Source organism: Enterobacter sp. 302C9, from assembly GCF_034106085.1.
Taxonomy (GTDB): domain Bacteria; phylum Pseudomonadota; class Gammaproteobacteria; order Enterobacterales; family Enterobacteriaceae; genus Enterobacter; species Enterobacter asburiae_B.
The window spans coordinates 550,387-573,584 of the sequence record NZ_JAWNBW010000001.1; the positions used below are offsets into that span (position 1 = coordinate 550,387).

At 57.5% G+C, this 23,198-nt stretch carries 25 protein-coding genes; 13 read left to right on the top strand and 12 right to left on the bottom strand.

The window, feature by feature from the left end; genetic code table 11:
• Positions 1–82: 82 nt before the first annotated feature.
• Positions 83–1,201, top strand: a complete 1,119-nt coding sequence (locus UR289_RS02645) for a PQQ-dependent sugar dehydrogenase (protein ID WP_087822246.1) — start codon at positions 83–85, stop codon at positions 1,199–1,201.
• On the opposite strand, the gene UR289_RS02650 is transcribed toward UR289_RS02645, so the two are convergent.
• Positions 1,202–1,828 (bottom strand): glutathione S-transferase family protein, encoded by a 627-nt coding sequence (locus UR289_RS02650; protein WP_039261465.1) that lies wholly within the window; start codon positions 1,826–1,828, stop codon positions 1,202–1,204.
• A 240-nt stretch (positions 1,829–2,068) separates the two neighbouring features.
• Here UR289_RS02650 and dacC point away from each other — a divergent pair, with 240 nt between their 5' ends.
• Positions 2,069–3,274, top strand: coding sequence for a serine-type D-Ala-D-Ala carboxypeptidase (gene dacC / locus UR289_RS02655; RefSeq protein ID WP_032661393.1), 1,206 nt, complete (start codon positions 2,069–2,071; stop codon positions 3,272–3,274).
• A gap of 97 nt (positions 3,275–3,371) precedes the next feature.
• On the opposite strand, the gene deoR is transcribed toward dacC, so the two are convergent.
• The 3 genes from deoR to UR289_RS02670 form a co-directional block, all read right to left on the bottom strand.
• A complete protein-coding gene (deoR, locus tag UR289_RS02660) occupies positions 3,372–4,130 on the bottom strand; it encodes a DNA-binding transcriptional repressor DeoR (RefSeq protein ID WP_008503427.1) in 759 nt (252 codons plus the stop codon).
• 67 nt (positions 4,131–4,197) lie between these two features.
• Positions 4,198–4,806: an undecaprenyl-diphosphate phosphatase gene (ybjG, locus tag UR289_RS02665; protein ID WP_039261467.1), complete on the bottom strand. Its 609-nt coding sequence runs from the start codon at positions 4,804–4,806 to the stop codon at positions 4,198–4,200.
• A 7-nt stretch (positions 4,807–4,813) separates the two neighbouring features.
• Positions 4,814–5,542: a phosphatase PAP2 family protein gene (locus UR289_RS02670; RefSeq protein WP_058841660.1), complete on the bottom strand. Its 729-nt coding sequence runs from the start codon at positions 5,540–5,542 to the stop codon at positions 4,814–4,816.
• Between the two features lie 168 nt (positions 5,543–5,710).
• On the opposite strand from UR289_RS02670, the gene UR289_RS02675 reads away from it, so the two are divergent.
• A complete protein-coding gene (locus UR289_RS02675) occupies positions 5,711–6,943 on the top strand; it encodes an MFS transporter (RefSeq protein ID WP_032661345.1) in 1,233 nt (410 codons plus the stop codon).
• A gap of 67 nt (positions 6,944–7,010) precedes the next feature.
• On the opposite strand, the gene UR289_RS02680 is transcribed toward UR289_RS02675, so the two are convergent.
• Together UR289_RS02680 and UR289_RS02685 are read right to left on the bottom strand one after the other, a co-directional pair.
• On the bottom strand, positions 7,011–7,823 hold the full coding sequence (locus tag UR289_RS02680; protein WP_320709117.1) for a Cof-type HAD-IIB family hydrolase: 813 nt from the start codon (positions 7,821–7,823) through the stop codon (positions 7,011–7,013).
• Positions 7,813–9,027: an MFS transporter gene (locus UR289_RS02685; RefSeq protein WP_032661348.1), complete on the bottom strand. Its 1,215-nt coding sequence runs from the start codon at positions 9,025–9,027 to the stop codon at positions 7,813–7,815. The genes UR289_RS02680 and UR289_RS02685 overlap by 11 nt, the downstream gene beginning before the upstream one ends.
• Positions 9,028–9,108: 81 nt before the next feature.
• Here UR289_RS02685 and UR289_RS02690 point away from each other — a divergent pair, with 81 nt between their 5' ends.
• A complete protein-coding gene (locus tag UR289_RS02690; protein WP_033145035.1) occupies positions 9,109–9,660 on the top strand; it encodes a TetR/AcrR family transcriptional regulator in 552 nt (183 codons plus the stop codon).
• Here UR289_RS02690 and UR289_RS02695 read toward each other — a convergent pair.
• The 5 genes from UR289_RS02695 to UR289_RS02715 all read right to left on the bottom strand — a co-directional run bounded on the left by UR289_RS02695 (position 9,657) and on the right by UR289_RS02715 (position 14,580).
• Positions 9,657–10,427 (bottom strand): SDR family NAD(P)-dependent oxidoreductase, encoded by a 771-nt coding sequence (locus UR289_RS02695; protein WP_320709118.1) that lies wholly within the window; start codon positions 10,425–10,427, stop codon positions 9,657–9,659. The genes UR289_RS02690 and UR289_RS02695 overlap by 4 nt on opposite strands.
• A gap of 118 nt (positions 10,428–10,545) precedes the next feature.
• Positions 10,546–10,977, bottom strand: coding sequence for a glutaredoxin-dependent arsenate reductase (gene arsC, locus UR289_RS02700; protein WP_047061470.1), 432 nt, complete (start codon positions 10,975–10,977; stop codon positions 10,546–10,548).
• Positions 10,978–10,989: 12 nt separating this feature from the next.
• On the bottom strand, positions 10,990–12,279 hold the full coding sequence (locus tag UR289_RS02705; protein WP_320709119.1) for an arsenic transporter: 1,290 nt from the start codon (positions 12,277–12,279) through the stop codon (positions 10,990–10,992).
• Between the two features lie 40 nt (positions 12,280–12,319).
• Positions 12,320–12,640 carry a metalloregulator ArsR/SmtB family transcription factor gene (locus tag UR289_RS02710; RefSeq protein WP_033145039.1) on the bottom strand — a complete coding sequence of 107 codons (321 nt, stop codon included), beginning with the start codon at positions 12,638–12,640 and terminating at the stop codon, positions 12,320–12,322.
• Between the two features lie 254 nt (positions 12,641–12,894).
• Positions 12,895–14,580 (bottom strand): aspartate:alanine antiporter, encoded by a 1,686-nt coding sequence (locus UR289_RS02715; protein ID WP_014169303.1) that lies wholly within the window; start codon positions 14,578–14,580, stop codon positions 12,895–12,897.
• A 273-nt stretch (positions 14,581–14,853) separates the two neighbouring features.
• On the opposite strand from UR289_RS02715, the gene UR289_RS02720 reads away from it, so the two are divergent.
• Positions 14,854–15,228: an inner membrane protein YbjM gene (locus tag UR289_RS02720; protein ID WP_047061473.1), complete on the top strand. Its 375-nt coding sequence runs from the start codon at positions 14,854–14,856 to the stop codon at positions 15,226–15,228.
• Between the two features lie 30 nt (positions 15,229–15,258).
• On the opposite strand, the gene UR289_RS02725 is transcribed toward UR289_RS02720, so the two are convergent.
• Complete coding sequence (locus tag UR289_RS02725; RefSeq protein WP_006809455.1) at positions 15,259–15,528, bottom strand: GrxA family glutaredoxin; 270 nt, start codon at positions 15,526–15,528, stop codon at positions 15,259–15,261.
• Between the two features lie 184 nt (positions 15,529–15,712).
• Between UR289_RS02725 and nfsA the strand changes: the two genes are divergently transcribed.
• From nfsA to UR289_RS02765, 8 genes are all read left to right on the top strand, one after another.
• A complete protein-coding gene (gene nfsA / locus UR289_RS02730) occupies positions 15,713–16,435 on the top strand; it encodes a nitroreductase NfsA (protein ID WP_063408081.1) in 723 nt (240 codons plus the stop codon).
• Positions 16,436–16,504: 69 nt separating this feature from the next.
• The gene (gene rimK / locus UR289_RS02735; protein ID WP_033145042.1) at positions 16,505–17,407 is read left to right on the top strand and encodes a 30S ribosomal protein S6--L-glutamate ligase; all 903 of its coding nucleotides are present in this window, start codon (positions 16,505–16,507) and stop codon (positions 17,405–17,407) included.
• A 188-nt stretch (positions 17,408–17,595) separates the two neighbouring features.
• On the top strand, positions 17,596–18,072 hold the full coding sequence (locus tag UR289_RS02740) for a YbjN domain-containing protein (protein WP_014169308.1): 477 nt from the start codon (positions 17,596–17,598) through the stop codon (positions 18,070–18,072).
• Positions 18,073–18,423: 351 nt separating this feature from the next.
• Positions 18,424–19,536, top strand: a complete 1,113-nt coding sequence (potF, locus tag UR289_RS02745) for a spermidine/putrescine ABC transporter substrate-binding protein PotF (protein WP_023335062.1) — start codon at positions 18,424–18,426, stop codon at positions 19,534–19,536.
• Between the two features lie 143 nt (positions 19,537–19,679).
• A complete protein-coding gene (gene potG / locus UR289_RS02750; RefSeq protein WP_024907855.1) occupies positions 19,680–20,813 on the top strand; it encodes a putrescine ABC transporter ATP-binding subunit PotG in 1,134 nt (377 codons plus the stop codon).
• A 10-nt stretch (positions 20,814–20,823) separates the two neighbouring features.
• Complete coding sequence (gene potH / locus UR289_RS02755; protein ID WP_033145043.1) at positions 20,824–21,777, top strand: putrescine ABC transporter permease PotH; 954 nt, start codon at positions 20,824–20,826, stop codon at positions 21,775–21,777.
• On the top strand, positions 21,774–22,619 hold the full coding sequence (potI, locus tag UR289_RS02760) for a putrescine ABC transporter permease PotI (protein ID WP_029739447.1): 846 nt from the start codon (positions 21,774–21,776) through the stop codon (positions 22,617–22,619). Before potH ends, potI begins: the two co-directional genes overlap by 4 nt.
• 65 nt (positions 22,620–22,684) lie before the next feature.
• Entirely contained in the window at positions 22,685–23,158 is a 474-nt protein-coding gene (locus UR289_RS02765; protein ID WP_023310935.1) for a YbjO family protein, read from the top strand.
• Positions 23,159–23,198 lie beyond the last annotated feature (40 nt).

Below are 23,198 nucleotides of genomic sequence, written 5' to 3' on the forward strand. Positions count from 1 at the left end.
CTGATTAAGCTTTTGTAAAAGTGGTAACGCCCCCGGATGCAGTGGCTAACCTTTATGCCATATGCCGATAAAGGAGCGCGTTATGCCTCGATCCTTGCTAATTTCCCTGCCTGCGCTGTTCATTCCGTTTTCGCTTCTTGCTGCCCCGGAGGCGGTCAAGGTTGAGGTGCTGCAAAACAAACTCGATCACCCCTGGTCTCTGGCGTTTCTGCCGGACAATAAAGGCCTGCTGGTAACCCTGAAGGGCGGTCAGCTCAAACGCTGGCAGGCCGGAAAAGGGCTGTCCGATCCGATTGTCGGCGTGCCGAAGGTCTGGGCAAACGGTCAGGGAGGATTGCTGGACGTGGTCCTCGACCCGGATTTTGAAAAATCACGCCGCATCTGGCTGAGCTTCGCCGAAGCCGGGAGTGACGGCAAGGCCGGAACGGCGGTGGGCTATGGCCGGCTGAGCGACGATCTGACGCGCATTGAAGCCTTCCAGGTGGTGTTCCGCCAGATGCCGAAACTCTCCACCGGTAACCATTTTGGTGGGCGACTGGTATTCGACGGCAAAGGCTCGCTCTTTATCGGACTCGGCGAGAATAACCAGCGTCCGACGGCGCAGGATCTGGATAAATTGCAGGGTAAAGTGGTGCGCCTCACCGAAGACGGAAAAGTGCCGCCGGATAACCCGTTTGTGAATACCCCCGGCGCGCGACCCGAAATCTGGTCTTACGGCATTCGCAACCCGCAGGGGATGGCGATGAATCCCTGGAGCGACGCGCTGTGGCTGAACGAGCACGGTCCGCGCGGCGGGGATGAGATCAACATCCCGGAGAAAGGAAAGAACTACGGCTGGCCGCTGGCGACGCACGGCATTAACTACAGCGGTCTGAAAATTCCGGAAGCCAAAGGCGAGCACGTTGAGGGAACCGAAAAACCGCTGTTCGTCTGGAAAGTGTCGCCTGCCGTGAGCGGTATGGCGTTTTACAACAGCGACGTCTTCCCGCAGTGGAAAAACAAGCTGTTTATCGGCGCGCTGAAGGAAAAGGACGTTATCGTGCTGAGCGTGGACGGCAATAAGGTGACGGAGGACGGGCGAATTCTGGGCGATCGGGATAAACGTATTCGTGATGTGCGGGTGGGGCCGGACGGCTATTTATATGTGCTGACCGACGAGACGGACGGGCAGCTGTTAAAAGTCAGCCCGTCCGGTGCGTAATCAGGTGACCGGGATCATTACCACGTTGCGGTACGCCGGGCGATCGCTTAGCTGTTTTAGCCAGCGCTCAAGGTGAGGGCGCGGCGTCCACTTCAGGCCGAGGTTGGTCAGGTTCCAGACGAACGGCGCCACGGCAATATCGCCCACGCCGAACGCCTCACCGGAGAACCAGGCGTGCTTCGCCAGTTCGTCATCCATCATCGCAAACAGGTTTTCACACGCATCCTGAGCGGCATGAATGGCAGGGTAGTCGCGCTCGGCTTCAGGGGTTCTGACTAACCCCATCAGGATCACGCGGTGGGTTGGCGATAGCGTCTGGTTCGCCCAGTCCATCCACTTTTCACCCTGGGCGCGACGGGCCGGGCTTTCAACCCACAGGCGGCCCTGACCGTACTGGGCGGCGAGGTAACGGACAATGGTGTTGGATTCCCAAAGCGTCGCGTCGGTTTCATCATCGCGCAGCAGCGGCACCAGGCCGTTCGGGTTCATCGCCAGATAGTCGGCCTCTTTGTTCACGCCGAACGACATGCCGGCCATGATTTGATTGAACGGTAAATCCAGCTCCTCGAGCGTCCAGAGCACTTTCTTAACGTTGGTCGAGTTGTTCCTGCCCCATAGCGTAATCATATTTACTCCTGATGAGATGTGAATCCGGGTCAGCTTTCGCCATGGTGAGATAAACCTAACAATTACGCAACAGAAGACAAAAAAATCGTCTGAATCAAAGCGTATCTGAATGTTATTGCATAAACTTTAATAACTTTACCCTCGTTGGGTTTCTTTAACCGTTTTAGTGCGCTATTACTCATCGCTTCTTGCGACACGGTGATGTGACGTAATTTTTGAATGGACACTCGGGTGGCATTTATGACGCGTAAAATGACTTCTCTGCGCAGCCTTGCGACAGGCTCTGCGCTCCTTTTCCTGTTTGCACCAACGCTCTACGCAGCTGAACAGGCTGCGCCCGAAGCGCCGCCTGTGGATGCGCGCGCCTGGATCCTGATGGACTACTCCAGCGGTAAAGTGCTGGCGGAAGGCAACGCGGATGAGAAACTCGATCCGGCAAGCCTGACCAAAATCATGACCAGCTATGTGGTCGGCCAGGCGTTGAAAGCGGGCAAGATCAAGCTGGACGATATGGTCACCATCGGGAAGGATGCCTGGGCGACCGGCAACCCGGCGCTGCGGGGCTCTTCGGTGATGTTCCTGAAGCCTGGGGATCAGGTCTCCGTTTCCGATCTGAACAAAGGGGTAATTATTCAGTCGGGAAATGATGCGTGCATCGCTCTGGCCGATTACGTTGCCGGCAGCCAGGATTCTTTCATTGGCTTGATGAATGGCTACGCGCAGAAACTGGGCTTAACCAACACCACGTTCAAAACGGTTCACGGTCTGGATTCGCCGGGACAGTTCAGTACCGCGCGCGACATGGCGCTGCTGGGGAAAGCGCTGATCCACGACGTGCCGGATGAATACGCCATCCATAAAGAGAAAGAGTTTACCTTCAATAAAATCCGCCAGCCGAACCGCAACCGCCTGCTGTGGAGCAGCAACGTTAACGTGGACGGAATGAAAACCGGCACTACGGCGGGCGCGGGCTATAACCTGGTGGCCTCCGCGACCCAGGGCGACATGCGTCTGATTTCGGTGGTGCTGGGCACCAAAACCGACCGTATTCGCTTTAATGAGTCAGAAAAACTGCTGACCTGGGGCTTCCGCTTCTATGAAACCGTGACGCCGATTAAACCGGATGCCACGTTCGTCAGCCAGCGCGTCTGGTTTGGCGACAAGAGTGAAGTTAATCTCGGGGCGGGTGAAGGCGGCTCGGTGACCATTCCGCGCGGTCAGCTGAAAAACCTGAAGGCCAGCTATACCCTGACCGACCCGCAGCTTACGGCTCCGCTGAAAAAAGGCCAGGTGGTCGGGACGATTGATTTCCAGCTAAACGGTAAGTCGATTGAACAGCGTCCGCTGATTGTAATGGAGGCGGTGGAAGAGGGCGGCTTCTTCAGCCGGATGTGGGATTTCGTGATGATGAAATTCCACGGGTGGTTTGGCAGCTGGTTTAGCTAAGTTTTTTGCCGGGTGACGCTGCGCTTACCCGGCCTACGTTTTTTCTCCCTCTCCCTGTGGGAGAGGGCCGGGGTGCGGGCATCAGACCGCACCCCTCTTAATACATCAACTTCACCTGCTGCGCCTTCGCGTGGGCCACGATCTCGTCGTCCGGGCGGCAGTCGCTGACGATGGCATCGAACTGCGCCAGCTCGCCCATTCTTGCCGAACGCACCTTGCCAAACTTGCTGTGATCGACCACCAGCACATGGTACTGCGCCGCGCTTAACGCCCAGTGCTTCACCGGTAATTCTTCCAGGTTAAAGCAGGTCGCACCCTGACGCACGTTGACGCCTGCGGCGGAATAAAACGCGATATCCGGGCAGAGATTGCTGAGCGTATCCTGCAGGTTGAGCGGCTTAAAGATGGCGTTGCTGGCGTGAAACTCACCGCCGCAGAGGATCACCCGGCACTCCGGTTTCTCCTGAAGCGCCAGAAAGGTGTTCAGGGAGTAGCACACGGCGGTAAAAGGGATGCTGCTGTCGATGGCTTCGATAATCCACGGTGTGGTGGTTCCGCAGTCAAAAAACAGGGTCTGGTGCGGCTGTACCAGTGAGGCCGCAAGCCGGGCGGCTTTGCGCTTCTCTTCCACCAGGCGCGTCTTCTGGTCGCTGATCAGATAATGGCTGGCGCTACGCGGCTCAAGCACAATATACCCGCCCAGCAGCACGACGGGCGCGCTTTCGCTGTTCAGATCCCGACGAATGGTCATCTCTGAGACGCCGAGGAGGTTGGCGGCTTCCTTAAGATGCAGCTTATCGCTGCGCTTCAGCGCCTGTAGCAGCTGAGCAATGCGGTCATCGCGACGTGTTTCCATAGTTCCTCGGGATAAAAAAGTGAACCCCCGCAGGGCGGGGGCTCAAGTGTAACCTGTCAGGTTGGGGTTAGTCACGTATCCAGCCTTTGCGGATCGGGATAGCGAAAATGGCGCGATAAAGCGAAGACAGCGTGCGGTAAAGCGCTTCGCCAAAGAGGCTCCACAGGATAGCCGCGCTCACGCAGCCAATCAGCCCCACCAGGAAACCGCCCACCATATCCAGCGGCCAGTGAACGCCCAGGTAAACGCGAGACCAGGCGATAGCAAGGGCCGCCACCATCAGGACCGCACCGGACCACAGGCGATGCCAGAACAGGAAAGCCAGCGCGAAGGTAAAGATCACCGTTCCGTGATCGCTCGGGAACGAGTCATCCGGCGCGTGGTGCAGGAAGGTATAGCCGACGCGATCGACAAAAGGACGATCGTGCGGGAACGCATGGCCGAGAATGTAGCTGACCAGGACGCTTACCCCGAGCGCCATCGCGACTTTGATCACCAGCTGGCGCTGCGCCTTCACCTGGCTGCGGGGACCCCACAGCCAGAGAATCGCAGCCAGTGCAGGCACGATGCTGATCAGATCTTTTGCCAGAAAGGTGGCAAAATCGATCGACCACTCAGGCGAGGCTGGCGTGGCGTTGATCAGATAAAACAGCTGATAATTCAGATTCTCTAACATAGCGTTATCACTCTTTAGCAAACCGGATGGAAATAAGTCCGTAGACCACCACCTGGGAAAACCAGACCCACCACCCGGCCCACAGGTTGTGAGAGAAAAAATGCGCCCCGCGCATGACCTGGCCGTAGCCCATCGCCAGACCTAACACCACGCCCAGCGCGACGAAGCACCAGGCGAGACGCGGACGCTCGCGCCAGAAGGCAAAAAACAGCCCCATCACCATAAAGCCGCTGGAGGCATGACCGCCGGGAAAACAGCGCCCCGGACCGCTGTCAGCAGGGACGGCGCTGAACAGGGGATAAGACATAGCCTTACCGCCATATTCCACCAGATCCCACGGGCAGCTGTGATGGCTCACGCTTTTCAGCACGCCTACCACCAGCGCGCCAACGCCCATCAGTAGCGCCGCCGTCACCAGCCTTGCGTTGCGCTTGTAGGCGCCGTAAAACAGCGCTACGGCACCTAAGCCGATGGCGATGTACTTCGCCAGGCGGTGGTTCAGCAGATCCAGCAGGTGGTCCTTCTGCAGCGGAAAGCTCTGCGTTGCCGCGTCATACCAAAAGCCGGTGATCCATCTGTCGAGCGCTTCACTGCGCGATAGCCACGTAAAGACCACGGCAAGGGCGATCAGTACGAAAAGCTGATAACCATAAAAGCGGGTCGGTAAGCGGTAAAGTCGTTTTGTCTTATTTGTCTGTAAGTTAGACAATTCTGAACGGCTGGAGGTGAGTGCCATAATTTGGGATCGTTGACGAGTAATCGCGCTATCATAAAAGTGTCAACTTAAGGAAACCTTAAACGAAGACGATATGTGCTTTATTTCTGTTTATCCTCGATAAATCACTATCTCGGGCTGCGGCATTTCATTAAACTCGTCGCGATTTTGTCATTATAAAGAGATTGCATGTTAAACCGTTCTTCTTCTGGTTCACGTCTGGGTCGTCAGGCGTTGCTTTTCCCTCTGTGTCTGGTGCTCTACGAATTCTCTACCTATATCGGCAACGATATGATCCAGCCCGGTATGCTGGCCGTTGTGGCGCAGTACAACGCGGGTATTGAGTGGGTGCCGACCTCCATGACCGCCTATCTGGCCGGCGGCATGTTTTTACAGTGGCTGTTAGGCCCGCTGTCGGATCGTATTGGCCGTCGTCCGGTAATGCTGACGGGCGTGGTGTGGTTCATCGTCACCTGTCTCGCCACGCTGCTGGCGCAAAACATTGAACAATTTACCCTGCTGCGTTTCCTGCAGGGGGTGAGCCTGTGCTTTATCGGCGCCGTGGGGTATGCCGCCATTCAGGAGTCGTTTGAAGAGGCGGTATGTATCAAAATTACCGCGCTGATGGCGAACGTGGCGCTGATCGCCCCCTTGCTCGGGCCGCTGGTGGGGGCCGCGTGGGTGCACGTTGCGCCGTGGGAAGGGATGTTTGTGCTCTTTGCGCTTCTCGCCGCCTTCGCGTTCTTTGGCCTGCACCGGGCGATGCCGGAAACGGCCACCCGCATCGGCGAGAAACTCTCGCTGAAAGAGCTGGGTCGGGATTACAAAGAAGTGCTGAAGAACGGCCGCTTTGTGGCGGGCGCGCTGGCGACCGGGTTCGTTAGCCTGCCGCTGCTGGCGTGGATCGCGCAGTCGCCGGTCATTATCATCAGCGGTGAAAAGCTCAGCAGCTACGAGTATGGCCTGCTGCAGGTGCCGATCTTTGGCGCGCTGATTATCGGGAACCTGGTGCTGGCACGCCTGACGTCACGCCGCACCGTGCGTTCACTGATTATCATGGGCGGATGGCCGATTGCGGCAGGGCTGATTCTGGCTGCGGTGGCGACCGTCGCGTCATCCCACGCCTATCTGTGGATGACGGCGGGGCTCAGCCTCTATGCCTTCGGAATTGGCGTGGCCAACGCCGGGCTGGTGCGCCTGACGCTGTTTGCCAGCGAGATGAGTAAAGGCACGGTGTCAGCGGCGATGGGAATGCTGCAGATGCTGATTTTTACCGTCGGTATTGAAGTGAGCAAGCATGCCTACGCGATGGGCGGCAACGGGCTGTTCAGCCTGTTTAACCTCGCCAACGGCGCGCTGTGGGTCGGCCTGATGGTGGTGTTCCTGAAAGACAAACGCGTCGGGAACGCCCTGCAACCATAATCTTTTTTCCCTCTCCCCTTTGGGGAGAGGGCCAGGGTGAGGGGTGAGGGCGCCAGACCGCACGCGGTCAATTAAACGGTGCCTCCCCGTTCAACACCTTCTCAATCACGTTTAAAACGCCTTCATCGTTATTGTGCGGCGCTTCAAAACGCGCGGCCGATTTAATATGCGGTCTGGCATTCGCCATCGCAAAGCTGAACCCGGACTGGCGCAGCATCTCCACGTCGTTGCCGCTGTCGCCGAAGGCCACCACTTCGCTATCGTCTATGCCCCAGCGCTTTTGCAGGATCCGCAGGCCGTTAGCTTTATGCACGCCGGGGATAATCAGATCGATACTGCCGTGACCGGTGGTGACGGGCACCATGATGTCGCTCAGCTTTTCATGCAGCAGCGCCTGAATTCGCGGAATTTCATCATCAGAGACGTTAAGCCCGAACTTGAAGAAAATATCGTTCAGGTTATCGAAATCGCTGACCATTTCGAGGCGGTGGTAATACTTCGCCGCGATATCCTTAAAGCCCTCGTCATAGCATTTCAGCGTGTACGCGCTGCTTTTCCCGCAGGCGATGATCTCAATGCCCGGAACCTCGTTTAGCACGTTCGCGACGGTCTCGAAATGGGCTTTCGACAGTTCGCCGTTAAAGACACCTTCACCTTCGCTCACGACCCAGCCGCCGTTTTCGGCGACGAACGCAATCTCATGCGCAATCTCCGGGAAAAAGGAGATCAGCTGGTAATACTGGTTGCCGCTGGCGACCACGAAGCGGATTCCTTGCGCCTTCATGCGGGCGTACTGCGCCAGAAAGCGCGGCCGATTATAGGTCTTGGCATCGCTCAGAAAAGTACCATCCATGTCGACGGCGATCAGTTTAACGCTCATATCCCTTCTCCAGTGTCGTTTGATTCGTTTCCGGCTTTGCCACCGCGCGCGCCACCAGCGCCGCGATGATGACCAACCCTAACACCACCAGCATGGCGCTGCGCAGCCCGTAGTGCTCGCCGAGGAAGCCGAGCAGCGGCGGCCCCACCAGGAAGGCGAGGTAACCGGTAGTTGCCACCACGCTGACGCGCGTTGGCGCATCCGGGCCGGTGTCGCTGGCGGCGGAAATGGTCAGTGGGAAGCCAAGTGATGCCCCCAGTCCCCACAGGATCACGGAAACGCCCGCAATCCAGTCCACGTCCACAAAGATGATCATCGCGATACCCAGGCCGCCGAGCAGGGCGCTGGCGCGCACCACCGCCACGCGGCTGTAGCGGTCGATAAACCAGCCGCCGGTGAAGCGCCCGACGGTCATCCCCAGCGTAAACCCGGCGTAAATCAGCGAGCCGGAGGTCGGGCTAAAGCCGTGACCGTCCACCATCAGCAGCGGCAGCCAGTCGTTGGCGGAACCTTCCGCGAACGCCATCGCCAGCACCACCACGCCGATCAGCATCAGCTGGAAGTCGCGGTAGAAGGGCAGCCCTTTTTCAGCCGAGTGCTGTTCGTCAGCGGAGTTTTTACCGGTGCCGTCCGGGATGGCCCGGATGCCGGTCAGGATCGGAATGATGCACACCAGCGCCGCCAGCAGGATATGCAGATTCGCGCTCACGCCGGTGGCCGTCAGCGCCATCCCCACGCCCGCACCGGCCAGCGTGCCGAGGCTGTAAAAACCGTGCATCATCGGCAGCACGGTTTTATTCATCTCACGTTCGACCGCCGCCCCTTCCACGTTGATGGCAACTTCCGCCGAACCGAAGCTGCCGCCAAATACCGTCAGGCCCAGGGCGAACAGCACCGGCGAGGCAAACCACAGCGCCACGCTTAATATGCCCATCCCGAACACGGCAAAGCACATGGTGGTGCGGATCACCGCTCGCGTACCAAAGCGCTTTACCAGCCACGCGGAGCAGAGGATGCCGCTCATGGAGCCTATCGACAGGCCGAACAGCACGATGCCCATCTCGGCGGTAGAAACGGACAAAATATCGCGAATGGCGGGGGTGCGCGTGGCCCAGGAGGCCATCAGCAGGCCGGGAATGAAGAAGAACATAAACAGCGCCCACAGGCGTCGCTGCAGGGCTTTACGGGGAGAGGTCTGCGTCATTGGGGTAGCACCAGAAGTACAACAATAGCGACAACACTAGCAAGTTTGTGTACATTTGTACACAAACCACGTGAGGAATTTATGAGCAGACCACCGAACGATCCGCATCGCCGGGAGAAGATCCTGCAGGCAACGCTCGATACCATCGCCGAGCACGGCATTCACGCCGTCACGCACCGTAAAATCGCCACCTGCGCGGGCGTGCCGCTGGGGTCGATGACCTACTATTTCGACGGCATGGAGCCGCTGCTGGAGGAGGCCTTCACGTGGTTTACCCGGCAGATGTCGCAGCAGTACCGGGATTTCTTTGCGGGCGTCACCGGGCCGGAAATGGCGTGTGAATCCATCACCACGCTGATCCACAGCTCGCAGGTGACCACGCCGCACAACATGGCGCTGATGTATCAGCTCTACGCCTTTATGCACCGCAGCGCGGCGCTCAAAACGGTGATGCAGGACTGGATGAAAATGAGCCAGACCACGCTGGAGCAGTGGTTCGACCCGGTTACCACCCGCGCGCTGGACGCGTTTATCGAAGGGATGACGCTGCACTATGTCACCGACCGGGCGCCGTTAACCCGGGAGGAGATCCGGGCGATGGTGGGGAGAATTGCGGGCGAGGGCGGCCGCTAGGTTGCGCCCGCGGTCATATTGACGGTGGTTCCCGTCATAGCGCCTGCCGCATCTGAGGCCAGAAACGTAATCGTGTCTGCCACCTGTGCCAGCGTCGGCAGGCGATGCGTCAGGGTGCTTTGCGCGGCACCGCTGAGAAACTGCTCAACCGTAATCCCCATCGCCTGCGCCCGGGCGGCGAAAATGGCTCCCACATACGAACTCGCCTGCACCGCGTCGGCTATCGCGTGCGAACGCACGCACAGCACGCGAATATTTTGTGTCCCAAGTTCCGCCGCCAGCGCCCGGGTCAAGGCTTCCGTTCCCGCGCAGCCGACGATATGCCCGAGGTGGCCCGCGATCGTCATGTTCGCGGCAGGCGCGACGACGGTAATAATGACTCCACCATGCTCGCCGCCCATGCGGGACGACACGGCTTTCGCAATGTTAAAGTAGGCGGCCAGGAAGGGATCAAAACCCTGCCTGAACTCATCAAGCGTTAACGCCTCAAGGCGTTTGCCCTGATCGTGCATAAAGCCCGTGGCGTTGACGACGATATCAATGCGGGCAAGGTCGGGGAGCAGCGAGGACTCCTCGAGCGCATCGAAAACAAACGTGCTGGCAGAACCGCCCGCGGCGCGAATGCTGCTGGCGACCTGCTCCAGCCTGGCGTGGTCGCGTGCGGCGAAGTACACATCCGCCCCTTCACGCGCCAGAGCGTGCGCCACTGAACTGCCGATGACGCCGCTTCCGCCGAAGATAACGGCGGTTTTGTTCTTAAAGCCCATAGCTGCATATCCTCACCAGGATTAACCCTCAGAAGTATGTGCCGGGTTTCGGCTGATGCAACCTGGCAGATGGGTGGGGTATGCGGCTGGAAGGCCTTACTGCGCCATTATCAACGGGTTACTTTGGCGATATTTTTTTGCCGCTGGCGTCCACGACGGCTTCACCATCTTCTTTCGTAAACGCCCCTTTCTGCACATCCGGCAGGATGTCGAGGACGACTTCAGACGGTCGGCACAGGCGGGTGCCCAGCGGCGTCACCACGATCGGGCGATTAATCAGGATCGGGTGCTGCAGCATAAAATCAATAAGCTGGTCGTCGGTGAACTTATCGTCGGCAAGGCCGAGCTGTTCATAGGGCTCCACGTTTTTACGCAGCAGATCCCGCACTGAAATGCCCATCTCGGCAATCAGGGTGGTCAGCTTATCGCGCGACGGCGGGGTTTCCAGATAAAGGATAATCTCTGGCTCCGTGCCGCTGTTGCGGATCATCTCCAGCGTGTTGCGCGAGGTTCCGCAGGCCGGGTTGTGATAAATGGTGATGTGGCTCATATCAGTGACTCATTACAGTGTGAAGGAGAGACGTAGCACCAGCGCGGCGAGCGTCACAAACAGGACCGGCAGCGTCATAACGATGCCCGTCCGGAAATAGTAGCCCCAGGTGATTGTCATGTTTTTCTGCGCCAGCACGTGGAGCCAGAGCAGGGTGGCGAGGCTGCCGATAGGCGTGATTTTCGGCCCCAGATCGCAGCCAATCACGTTGGCGTAAATCATCGCTTCTTTGATCAAACCTGTCGCCGTACTGCCCTCGATGGAGAGCGCGCCAATCAGCACGGTGGGCATATTGTTCATTATGGATGACAGAAACGCGGTGATGAACCCGGTTCCCAGCGTGGTGGCCCACAGCCCGTGTCCGGCCAGGCTATCCAGTACGCCTGTGAGAGAGTCCGTCAGCCCGGCATTGCGCAGGCCATACACCACCAGATACATCCCCAGCGAAAAGATAACGATCTGCCACGGCGCGCCGCGCAGCACTTTTCCGGTGTTTATCGCATGTCCGCGTTTTGCGACAGCGAATAAAATCAGCGCGCCGACGGTCGCGATGGCGCTGACCGGAATGCCGAGAGGTTCAAGCACAAAGAAACCGACGAGAAGCAGCAGCAGGACGATCCAGCCCGTTCTGAACGTCGGGAGGTCGTGAATGGCCCGCGCGGGCTCGCGGAGTTTTGCAAGGTCATATTCCGGGGGGATTTCCTTGCGAAAGAACAGATGCAGCATCACCAGCGTTGCGGCAATCGCGGCGATATCTACCGGGATCATCACCGAGGCGTATTCGCTGAACCCCAGCTTAAAGAAGTCTGCCGACACGATGTTGACCAGGTTGGACACAATCAGCGGCAGGCTGGCGGTATCGGCGATGAAGCCCGCCGCCATCACAAACGCCAGCGTGGCCTGCTTGCTGAACCCCAGCGCCAGCAGCATGGCGATCACGATAGGGGTCAGGATCAGCGCCGCACCGTCATTGGCAAACAGCGCCGCCACGGCTGCGCCTAGCAGCACGATATACGTAAACAGCAATCGCCCGCGACCGTTCCCCCAGCGGGCAACGTGCAGCGCCGCCCACTCGAAAAAGCCGGACTCATCCAGCAGCAGGCTGATAATGATGACGGCGATAAACGTTGCCGTGGCGTTCCAGACGATATTCCACACCACAGGTATATCGTTAATGTGAATCACGCCGCTGGCCAGCGCCAGCACGGCGCCAATGCTGGCGCTCCAGCCGATACTGAGCCCTTTGGGCTGCCAGATGACCAGTACCAGCGTAAACAGAAAAATAGCCCCTGCCAGAAACATCTTCTACTCCGTTATATCTGTTTTTGTGAATGTGTTTTGCCTAGCACGAGCCTGAGAGTCGGTTTTTAAGCTTCATGCGCGTCTCGTCCCGCAGGCAGTTCCAGCTGTTGTCGATAACGGTTGCCGCCCATGCAGGCATGTTGGGAGACAAACGGTAATAGACCCACTTCCCCTCGCGACGGTCGATAACCAGCCCGGACTCGCGCAGCAACGCCATGTGGCGGGAGACTTTAGGCTGCGACTCGGTGGTTGCGGAGCAGAGATCGCATACGCACAACTCGCCCGCTTCGCGGAGCAGCATGACGATGGCGAGCCGCGTTTCGTCGGAGAGGGTTTTGAAGAGCTGGAGTGGGTGGAGCATGGGCGTTCCTGCAGGTGGAATGATTTATATATGTTTAATCATATATGTTTTGATTGCAGGATAGAAGCGGAGATGAGCGGTACGGGAATTTCAGGCAACAAAAAACCCATCAACCTTGAACCAAAACGGCGGGGTTGATGGGCTCCACAAATTGGGGACATCAAAGAAAAGCAGTGGCACTAGTTATGACTGCCCCCTGATAAAAAAGTTCTGCGCGTAACGAAAATAATTTTCCCCGCGCGCAAACTTAGGAGTTATCCGAGTCCAGGCCAGATGATGATGATCAGCGTACCCGCCAGCGTGAGCAGCACGTTAGCGATAGCGTACGTGCCCGCATACCCCAGCGCCGGGATGTTGCTGCGCGCGGTATCGCTGATGATTTCCATGGCCGGCGCACAGGTACGCGCGCCCATCATTGCCCCGAAGAGCAGGGCGCGGTTCATGCGCAGCACGTAGGCGCCGAACAGGAAGCAGATCACCACCGGCACCAGGCTGACGATAAGTCCGGAAACCAGCATCTGCCAGCCGACGGCGCCCAGGCTGTGGCCAATCCCGCTTCCCGCGCTTAAGCCCACGCCTGCCATAAAGACCATCAGACCGAACTCTTTCACCATGTTCAGCGCGCCCTGCGGAATGTAGCCGAAGGTCGGGTGGTTCGCTCGCAGGAAGCCCAGCATGATCCCGGCAAACAGCAGCCCGGCGGCGTTACCGATGCCGAAGCTAAAGTTGCTGAACTGGAAGGTGATCATCCCGATCATCAGGCCAACGATAAAGAAGGCGCAGAAGGCCAGCAGGTCGGTGACCTGGCTGTGAATGGAGATAAAGCCGATGCGGTCGGCAACGGTTTTCACGCGTCGCGCGTCGCCGCTGACCTGCAGAACGTCGCCTTTGTTGAGCACGACGTTATCGTCGATCGGCATCTCAATCTGGCTGCGGATCACGCGGTTGAGGAAGCAGCCGTGGTCGGTCAGCTTCAGCTGTGCCAGACGGCGGCCAACGGCGTTATGGTTTTTCACCACGATCTCTTCGGTGACGATGCGCATGTCGAGCAGGTCGCGGTCGAACACCTCTTTGCCGTTACGGAAGCTCGGGTCGAGACGGGCGTGGGCATCCGGATAACCCACCAGCGCGATGTCGTCGCCCATCTGCAGCACCGCGTCGCCGTCCGGGTTCGCCAGAATGCCGTTGCGGCGGATACGTTCGATATAGCAGCCCGTCTGGCGGTAAATCCCCAGCTCGCGCAGGTTTTTGCCATCAGCCCATGCCACCAGCTCTGGCCCGACGCGATAGGCGCGGATCACCGGGAGATAGACTTTACGTTTGGAATCGGTATCCAGACCGCGCTCGCGGGCGATTTGCTGGGCGCTGGTCTGCAGATCCTGGTGCTGCAGTTTTGGCAGGTAGCGTGCGCCAACGATCAGGCTCACCAGACCAATCAGATAGGTCAGGGCATAGCCCAGGCTCAGGTGGTCGAGCGCGGTAGAGAGCTGCGCGCCAGCCATGCCGGAATGGCGAAGGGTATCACCGGCACCCACGAGCACGGGGGTGGAGGTCATGGAGCCTGCCAGCATACCGGCCGTTAACCCGATATCCCAGCCAAACAGTTTACCCAGCCCTAACGCGATCAGCAGCGCGCTGCCGACCATCACCAGCGCCAGCATCAGATAATTTTTGCCGTCGCGGAAGAAAATTGAAAAAAAGTTCGGTCCCGCTTCCACGCCAACACAAAAAATAAACAGCATAAAGCCTAAGTTGAGCGCGTCCGTGTTAATGCTGAAGTGCTGCTGGCCTAATAATAAGGAGACGACTAAAACGCCAATGGAATTACCAAGTTGAACTGAACCCAGGCGCAATTTACCCAGGCAGAGGCCCAGCGCCAGTACCACAAATAATAACAGGATGTAATTCCCATTTAACAAGTCTGCGACGTTTATATTCACGGAGGCTAACTTCTTGTTTACCAGTAAGTTGTTGAATGAAAGGACTATTTGGGCTACTGTTTTCTGAGCCAGGGAACGTGTTCAACCCTCCCTGTTACCTAATTTATTCCCTAAAACATTAGCTGGCCGATAGTTTAATCGTATTAGCTACTGACAGCTACCTATTATCGCATCACCCTGTGCGTACTTTGGCAAGGATTGCCGCATTGCTTTATCTGACTGGGCGTCTACCCGACGAAGGTGTATTTGATAGAGATAAGTCAGGAGGATAGTTTGAACATTAAACGAAACTGGGCGGGGGTGATCAGCTGCTTTTTGCTGTTTACCGTCGTGTGCATGTCGCTCGCTTTTAATGTGAAGGGGGCATTCAGGGCTGCCGGACACCCGGAGCTGGGGCTGCTCTTTTTTACCCTGCCGGGAGCGGCAGCCAGTTTTCTTTCCCGTAAAGGGGAGGTGGTCAAGCCGCTTATTGGCGCAATGCTGGCGGCACCGCTGTGTCTGCTGCTGATGCGCATGCTGTATGTATCAACGCGAAGTTTCTGGCAGGAGATGGCGTGGTTGCTGAGCGGCGTCTTCTGGTGCGCCCTCGGCGCGCTGTGCTATTTGTTTGTGTGCAGCCTGATTAAGCATCGACGGTACCACAAATAAAAACGCCCTCCGGGTGAGGGCGTCTTCGCATTACTGGGCGGCAAACAGGCCCAGATGCTCTTTGGCGTAAGCTTCAAAGTCAGTGCAACCGCCGATGTGTTTCTGATCGAGGAAGATCTGCGGTACGGTTTCAACCGGCTTACCGACGGTTTTTTCGAGATCCGCTTTGGTGATGCCTTCCGCGTGGATGTCCACGTAGCGGAAGTTGAAGTCATCGCGCTCTTCGGTCAGTTTCTCAGCCAGCTCTTTCGCGCGCACACAGTAAGGGCACCCTGGACGACCAAAAATTACTGCAAACATTTCTCTCTCCTCAAAAAACAAGCCTGACGGCGAATAGGACATATAGTGCCCGATAACCTGCCGCCATTAAAGAAGGTTTCGCCTGTCGCTTTGATACAGTAAGGCTATGTTTCGCCAATTACACCGCGCAAATCATTGCCTATACTGGCTGCCATAAGGTTTAAGCAAGACAAAGAGAGACAAGATGACGCCAACCATAGACCTGCTCACATCCCACCGTTCCATTCGCCACTTCACCAATGAGCCGATTACCGAGGCGCAGCGCGAAGCGATTATTAACAGCGCCAGGGCGACCTCCAGCTCCAGCTTTCTGCAGTGCAGCTCGATTATCCGCATTACCGACCCGGCCATGCGTGAACAGCTGGTCGCGCTGACCGGCGGACAGAAGCATGTGGCCCAGGCCGCGGAGTTCTGGGTGTTCTGCGCCGACTTTAACCGCCACCTGCAGATCTGCCCTGAGGCCGAGCTGGGGCTGGCCGAACAGCTGCTGCTGGGCGTGGTGGATACCGCGCTGATGGCGCAAAACGCCTTTACGGCGGCGGAGTCGCTGGGATTAGGTGGCGTCTACATCGGCGGCCTGCGTAACAACATTGAAAGCGTGACCGAGCTGCTGAAGCTGCCAAAACACGTCCTGCCGCTGTTCGGCCTGTGCCTCGGCTGGCCTGCGGATAACCCGGATCTGAAGCCGCGCATTCCTGCCGCCATGCTGGTGCACGAAAACCACTACCAGCCGGTCGATCAGGACGTTCTGAATCAATATGATGAAGAGCTGGCGAACTACTACCTGACGCGCGGCAGCAATAACCGTCGGGATACCTGGACTGACCATATTCGTCGCACCATCATTAAAGAAAACCGCCCGTTTATTCTTGATTACCTGCACAAACAGGGCTGGGCGACGCGATAGTCCATTCCGCCTGCGCCTGCCTGCGTATATGATATGCAGGCTTTTTCCATGTCTTCAGAGAGGTGCAGGGTGAAAATTGCCATATTGTCCCGGGATGGAACGCTCTATTCATGTAAGCGCCTGCGAGACGCGGCGGCGAAACGCGGGCATCAGGTTGAGATCCTCGACCCGATGTCCTGCTATATGAACATTGACCCGGCCGCCTCGTCGATTCACTACAAAGGCCGCAAGCTGCCGCACTTTGATGCCGTGATCCCGCGCATCGGCTCCCAGATCACCTATTACGGCACCGCCGCGCTGCGCCAGTTCGAGATGTTGGGCAGCTATCCGCTCAACGAATCCGTCGCCATTTCGCGCGCCCGCGACAAGCTGCGCTCGCTGCAGCTCCTCGCCCGTCAGGGGATCGATCTCCCCGTCACGGGGATTGCCCATTCACCGGACGACACCAGCGATCTTATCGACATGGTGGGCGGCGCGCCTTTGGTCATCAAGCTGGTGGAAGGCACGCAGGGCATTGGCGTGGTGCTGGCTGAAACGCGTCAGGCGGCGGAGAGCGTGATTGATGCCTTTCGGGGTCTCAATGCGCACATCCTGGTGCAGGAGTACATCGAAGAGGCGAAAGGGCGCGATATTCGCTGCTTCGTGGTCGGCAATGAAGTGGTGGCGGCCATTGAGCGCCAGGCGAAAGAGGGCGATTTCCGCTCTAACCTTCACCGCGGCGGCGTGGCGCGGGTAGCTGATATTAGCGATCGCGAACGGGAAATTGCCGTCAAAGCGGCGCAAACCCTGGGGCTGGACGTGGCGGGCGTAGACCTTCTGCGGGCGACGCGCGGGCCGCTGGTCATGGAGGTGAACGCTTCGCCGGGGCTGGAAGGCGTAGAAAAAACCACAGGTGTCGATATTGCAGGTAAAATGATCGCATGGATCGAGCGTCATGCCACGCCAGGCTACTGTCTGAAAACGGGCGGTTAAATGGTATTGAACGCACTTTTTGCGTAATCTATACCCTAAATAATTCGAGTTGCAGGAAGGCGGCAAGGGAGTGAATCCCCTGGAGCTTACATTAGTAAGTGACTGGGGTGAACGAGCGCAGCCAACGCACATGCAACTTGAAGTATGACGGGTATATGCGAAGTTTTTAATTAAGAGGCTGCACAGCGATGGATTTACAGGTCGTACCTACACTGGATACGTTACGTCAATGGCTTGATGATGCCGGAATTACGTTCTTCGAATGCGATTCCTGCCAGGCGCTGCATCTGCCTCATATGCAGAATTTCGACGGCATTTTCGATGCCAAAATCGATCTCATTAACGACGTGATCCTTTTCTCCGCGCTGGCCGAAGTGAAGCCCTCCGCGCTGCTGGCGCTGGCCTCCGACCTGTCAGCGATCAACGCCAGTTCTTTGACGGTGAAAGCATTTCTCGACATACAGGATGATAATCTGCCAAAACTGGTCGTTTGCCAGTCTTTATTCTCCGGTGCCGGGCTGTCGTTCAAGCAGTTCTCCTGGTTTATGCGCTTGAGCGAAGAGCAAATTTCCATGGTCATGATGGAAGCCAATGCACACCATCTGCTGTATAGCGCGGAAGATGATGCAGAGAATAATGATGCATCTCCCAATTTTCTTCACTGAACCTGTCTGACTTTTGCGCAGTCGCTGCCATAGCGGCTGCAGAAGGCCATTTTTTCTGCTGCTTTTAACCTTTCTTTAAAGAATTTTTCACCTCCCTGAAGGCCGTTTCGGCTTATCACGTAGACATAACCTGCATAAAAAATTGATAAAAGGCGTTTTTTCGTCTGGGCTATAGCCGGAGACACGGGCTACAGTTATTCTTGCGATGCTTAAAAAAGCGAGCGGAAGCTGCCGGGTAAAGAGGTTTCTTTTTATTTTGGGCAGAGCGACAAACTATGCATGATTATTGCATATCTTCAGATTGCACAGTTTTAGTTCGTTTGTTAACGAGCTTTCAGAAGGAATAAAGATATGATCGCCTTGAATAAAAAATGGTTATCGGGTCTGGTTGCGGGTGCTCTGATGGCCGTCTCTGCCGGCACGCTCGCTGCGGAACAAAAAACGCTGCACGTTTACAACTGGTCTGACTATATCGCGCCGGACACGGTGGCGAATTTTGAAAAAGAGACCGGCATTAAAGTGGTCTACGACGTATTCGATTCTAACGAAGTGCTGGAAGGAAAGCTGATGGCGGGCAGCACCGGGTTTGATCTCGTGGTGCCTTCCGCAAGCTTCCTCGAGCGTCAGCTGACGGCAGGCGTCTTCCAGCCTCTGGACAAGAGCAAGTTACCGAACTGGAAAAACCTCGATCCGGAAGTGCTGAAGCTAGTGGCGAAGCATGACCCGGACAACAAATACGCCATGCCTTACCTGTGGGCGACCACCGGTATCGGCTACAACGTGGATAAAGTCAAAGCGGTGCTGGGCCCGGACGTCAAGCTGGACAGCTGGGACGTGGTGCTGAAGCCGGAAAACCTTGAGAAGCTGAAAAGCTGCGGCGTCTCCTTCCTCGATGCGCCGGAAGAGATTTTCGCCACCGTGCTGAACTACCTGGGCAAAGACCCGAACAGCAGTAAAGCCGATGATTACACCGGCCCGGCGACCGATCTGCTGCTGAAGCTGCGTCCAAACATTCGTTACTTCCACTCGTCTCAGTACATTAACGACCTGGCGAACGGCGACATCTGCGTCGCGATCGGCTGGGCAGGGGACGTGTGGCAGGCGGCTAACCGCGCGAAAGAGGCGAAAAACGGCGTGAACGTCTCTTACTTCATTCCGAAAGAGGGGGCGCTGGCCTTCTTCGACGTCTTCGCGATGCCGGCTGATGCGAAAAACAAAGACGAAGCCTATCAGTTCCTCAACTACCTGATGCGTCCTGAGGTGATCGCCCACATCAGCGACCACGTTTACTACGCGAACGGTAACAAGGCCTCCGTGCCGCTGGTAAGCGAAGAAATCCGTAACAACCCGGCGATTTATCCACCGGCGGATGTGTTCGCCAAGCTCTTCACCCTGAAAGTTCAGGATCCAAAAATTGACCGCGTGCGTACCCGCGCGTGGACCAAGGTGAAAAGCGGTAAATAACGGCGTTGGGTATTGTTGCCCGGTGGCGCTGTCGCCTACCGGGCCTGTACAACCCGTAGGCCGGGCAAGCGTTAGCGCCGCCCGGCGATGCGCACCCTGACGGTGCGTTTGCACCAGTACTGATCTATGCCGGAGAACACCCCGTGAATGACGCGATCCCCCGCCCGCAGGCGAAAGTCCGTAAAGCGCTGACCCCGCTTCTTGAAATTCGTAACCTCACCAAATCTTTCGATGGCCAGCATGCCGTGGACGACGTCAGCCTGACTATCTATAAAGGCGAAATTTTTGCCCTTCTGGGGGCTTCTGGCTGCGGTAAATCGACCCTGCTGCGTATGCTGGCCGGGTTTGAACAGCCCACCGCCGGGCAAATCATGCTCGATGGTGTGGATCTCTCCAGCGTGCCACCGTATCAGCGCCCGATTAACATGATGTTCCAGTCTTACGCGCTATTCCCGCACATGACGGTGGAGCAGAACATCGCCTTTGGCCTGAAGCAGGACAAGCTGCCGAAGGCCGAAATTACCGCGCGCGTGGCCGAGATGCTGAGCCTGGTGCACATGCAGGAGTTCGCGAAGCGTAAGCCGCACCAGCTCTCCGGCGGCCAGCGCCAGCGCGTGGCTCTGGCCCGCAGTCTGGCAAAACGCCCGAAATTATTGTTGCTCGATGAGCCGATGGGCGCGCTGGATAAAAAACTGCGCGACCGTATGCAGCTCGAAGTGGTGGATATCCTCGAGCGCGTGGGGGTGACCTGCGTGATGGTGACCCACGACCAGGAAGAAGCGATGACCATGGCCGGGCGTATTGCGATCATGAACCGCGGGAAGTTCGTGCAGATCGGAGAGCCGGAAGAGATTTATGAGCACCCGACCACCCGCTACAGCGCGGAGTTTATCGGCTCGGTCAACGTCTTCGAAGGGCTGCTGAAAGATCGTCAGGAGGATGGCCTGGTCATCGAATCGCCGGGGCTGCAGCATCCGCTTAAGGTCGATCCGGATAACTCCGTGGTGGATAACGTGCCGGTCTACGTCGCGCTGCGTCCGGAGAAGATCATGCTCTGTGAGGATCCGCCTGCCGATGGCTATAACTTTGCCGTGGGCGAAGTGGTGCACATTGCCTATCTGGGCGACCTGTCTATCTACCACGTGCGGCTGAAAAGCGGGCAGATGCTCAGCGCGCAGCTACAGAACGAACATCGCTACCGCAAGGGGCAGCCAACATGGGGTGACGAAGTGCGCCTGTGCTGGGATGCTGACAGTTGCGTCGTGCTGACGGTATAAGGAGCGGCAAATGAGTGCACTTGAACCTCCAGCTCGCGCAGAAAAGCCGGGCGGTTTTGCCCAGTGGCTAACGCGCTTGCAGATGAACCACGGCCGCAAGCTGGTGATCGCCATGCCGTACGTGTGGCTAATCCTGCTGTTCCTGCTGCCGTTCCTGATTGTTTTCAAGATAAGCCTGGCGGAAATGGCGCGGGCGATCCCGCCTTACACCAACCTGCTGGACTGGGCCGACGGGCAGCTGACGCTGACGCTTAACCTCGGCAACTTCCTGCAGCTCACCGACGATCCGCTCTATTTCGAAGCCTATCTGCAGTCGCTGCAGGTGGCGGCTATCTCGACGCTCTGCTGTCTGGTGATGGGCTACCCGCTGGCGTGGGCGGTGGCGCACAGCAAACCGTCGACGCGCAACATCCTGCTGCTGCTGGTGATCCTGCCGTCGTGGACCTCGTTCCTGATCCGCGTTTATGCCTGGATGGGGATCCTGAAAAACAACGGCGTGCTGAATAACTTTCTCATGTGGCTCGGGGTTATCGATCAGCCGCTGACGATCCTGCACACCAACCTCGCGGTCTATATCGGCATTGTGTACGCCTATCTGCCGTTCATGGTGCTGCCGATCTATACGGCGCTTACGCGCATTGATTACTCGCTGGTGGAAGCGTCGCTCGATCTCGGCGCCCGTCCGTTAAAAACCTTCTTCAGCGTCATTGTTCCGCTGACCAAAGGCGGCATTATCGCCGGGTCAATGCTGGTCTTTATCCCGGCGGTAGGGGAGTTTGTGATCCCGGAACTGCTCGGCGGCCCTGACAGCATCATGATTGGCCGCGTGCTGTGGCAGGAGTTCTTCAATAACCGCGACTGGCCGGTGGCCTCGGCGGTGGCGATCGTGATGCTCCTGCTGCTGATCGTGCCGATTATGTGGTTCCACAAGCATCAGCAGAAACAGATGGGAGATCACGGATGAACAACTTACCGGTAGTGCGCTCCCCGTGGCGAATTGCGATCCTCGTTATCGGCTTTACCTTCCTGTATGCGCCGATGCTGATGCTGGTGATCTACTCGTTCAACAGCTCTAAGCTGGTAACGGTCTGGGCGGGCTGGTCGACGCGCTGGTACAGCGAGCTGTTCCACGACGATGCGATGATGAGCGCGGTGGGGCTGAGTCTGACCATTGCTGCCCTTGCGGCGACAATGGCGTCGGTGCTGGGCACGATCGCCGCGCTGGTGATGGTGCGCTTCGGGCGTTTTCGCGGCTCAAACGGGTTCGCCTTTATGATCACCGCGCCGCTGGTCATGCCGGACGTGATCACCGGACTCGCGCTGCTGCTGCTGTTCGTGGCCCTGGCGCACGCCATCGGCTGGCCGGCGGATCGCGGCATGCTCACCATCTGGCTGGCGCACGTCACCTTCTGTACGGCCTACGTGGCGGTTGTGATCTCCTCGCGCATGCGCGAGCTGGATCGCTCCATTGAAGAGGCGGCGATGGATCTTGGCGCGACGCCGCTGAAGGTCTTTTTCATCATTACCCTGCCGATGATTATGCCGGCGGTGATCTCCGGCTGGCTGCTGGCGTTTACGCTGTCGCTGGACGATCTGGTTATAGCCAGCTTTGTCTCCGGACCGGGCGCGACGACGCTGCCGATGCTGGTCTTCTCCAGCGTGCGCATGGGAGTCAACCCGGAGATCAACGCCCTGGCTTCCATCATCCTTGGCGTGGTCGGAATTGTCGGATTTATCGCCTGGTATTTGATGGCGCGCGCGGAAAAACAGCGCGTGCGCGATATCCAGCGTGCAAGACGCGGCTGAAGGATTTAAAATTTCCAGTGAAGTGCCGCGCATGACGCGGCACTGTTTTTCAGGGAAGTAAAACATTGGGATTATTAAAAAAATCACGTACTACGCACGCGCGTCCTAACGTACCTGCTCTGGTTCAGGTGGCGGCGCTCGCCATTATTATGATCCGCTGCCTGGACGTGCTAATGATTCTGAACACCCTGGGCGTGCGCGGCATCGGTGAATTCATTCACCGCAGCGTGCAGACGTGGAATCTAACGCTGGTCTTTTTGAGCAGCCTGGTGCTGGTGTTTATCGAGATCTACTGCGCGTTTTCGCTGGTCAAAGGGCGCAACTGGGCGCGCTGGGTCTATCTGCTGACGCAAATTACCGCCGCCAGCTATCTGTGGGCCGCCTCGCTGGGATACGGTTACCCGGAGCTGTTCAGCATTGCCGGGGAATCCAAACGCGAGATCCTGCGCGCGCTGTTTATGCAAAAATTGCCGGATATGCTGGTGCTCTGTCTACTCTTCGTTCCGGCCTCAAGCCGGCGGTTCTTCCGCCTGCAATAATGTGTATAATCGCAGCCCTCGTGATTCTTAAGGTTTTCAT

Coding starts and splice junctions, on each gene's coding strand:
- deoR (WP_008503427.1), bottom strand. CDS start 4,130: ATGGAAACACGTCGCGATGACCGCATTGCTCAGCTGCTACAGGCGCTG.
- UR289_RS02645 (WP_087822246.1), top strand. CDS start 83: ATGCCTCGATCCTTGCTAATTTCCCTGCCTGCGCTGTTCATTCCGTTT.
- nfsA (WP_063408081.1), top strand. CDS start 15,713: ATGACGCCAACCATAGACCTGCTCACATCCCACCGTTCCATTCGCCAC.
- UR289_RS02685 (WP_032661348.1), bottom strand. CDS start 9,027: ATGACGCAGACCTCTCCCCGTAAAGCCCTGCAGCGACGCCTGTGGGCG.
- dacC (WP_032661393.1), top strand. CDS start 2,069: ATGACGCGTAAAATGACTTCTCTGCGCAGCCTTGCGACAGGCTCTGCG.
- UR289_RS02695 (WP_320709118.1), bottom strand. CDS start 10,427: ATGGGCTTTAAGAACAAAACCGCCGTTATCTTCGGCGGAAGCGGCGTC.
- UR289_RS02710 (WP_033145039.1), bottom strand. CDS start 12,640: ATGCTCCACCCACTCCAGCTCTTCAAAACCCTCTCCGACGAAACGCGG.
- UR289_RS02675 (WP_032661345.1), top strand. CDS start 5,711: ATGTTAAACCGTTCTTCTTCTGGTTCACGTCTGGGTCGTCAGGCGTTG.
- potI (WP_029739447.1), top strand. CDS start 21,774: ATGAACAACTTACCGGTAGTGCGCTCCCCGTGGCGAATTGCGATCCTC.
- UR289_RS02705 (WP_320709119.1), bottom strand. CDS start 12,279: ATGTTTCTGGCAGGGGCTATTTTTCTGTTTACGCTGGTACTGGTCATC.
- UR289_RS02680 (WP_320709117.1), bottom strand. CDS start 7,823: ATGAGCGTTAAACTGATCGCCGTCGACATGGATGGTACTTTTCTGAGC.
- UR289_RS02650 (WP_039261465.1), bottom strand. CDS start 1,828: ATGATTACGCTATGGGGCAGGAACAACTCGACCAACGTTAAGAAAGTG.
- UR289_RS02690 (WP_033145035.1), top strand. CDS start 9,109: ATGAGCAGACCACCGAACGATCCGCATCGCCGGGAGAAGATCCTGCAG.
- potH (WP_033145043.1), top strand. CDS start 20,824: ATGAGTGCACTTGAACCTCCAGCTCGCGCAGAAAAGCCGGGCGGTTTT.
- UR289_RS02740 (WP_014169308.1), top strand. CDS start 17,596: ATGGATTTACAGGTCGTACCTACACTGGATACGTTACGTCAATGGCTT.
- ybjG (WP_039261467.1), bottom strand. CDS start 4,806: ATGTTAGAGAATCTGAATTATCAGCTGTTTTATCTGATCAACGCCACG.
- UR289_RS02725 (WP_006809455.1), bottom strand. CDS start 15,528: ATGTTTGCAGTAATTTTTGGTCGTCCAGGGTGCCCTTACTGTGTGCGC.
- potF (WP_023335062.1), top strand. CDS start 18,424: ATGATCGCCTTGAATAAAAAATGGTTATCGGGTCTGGTTGCGGGTGCT.
- UR289_RS02670 (WP_058841660.1), bottom strand. CDS start 5,542: ATGGCACTCACCTCCAGCCGTTCAGAATTGTCTAACTTACAGACAAAT.
- arsC (WP_047061470.1), bottom strand. CDS start 10,977: ATGAGCCACATCACCATTTATCACAACCCGGCCTGCGGAACCTCGCGC.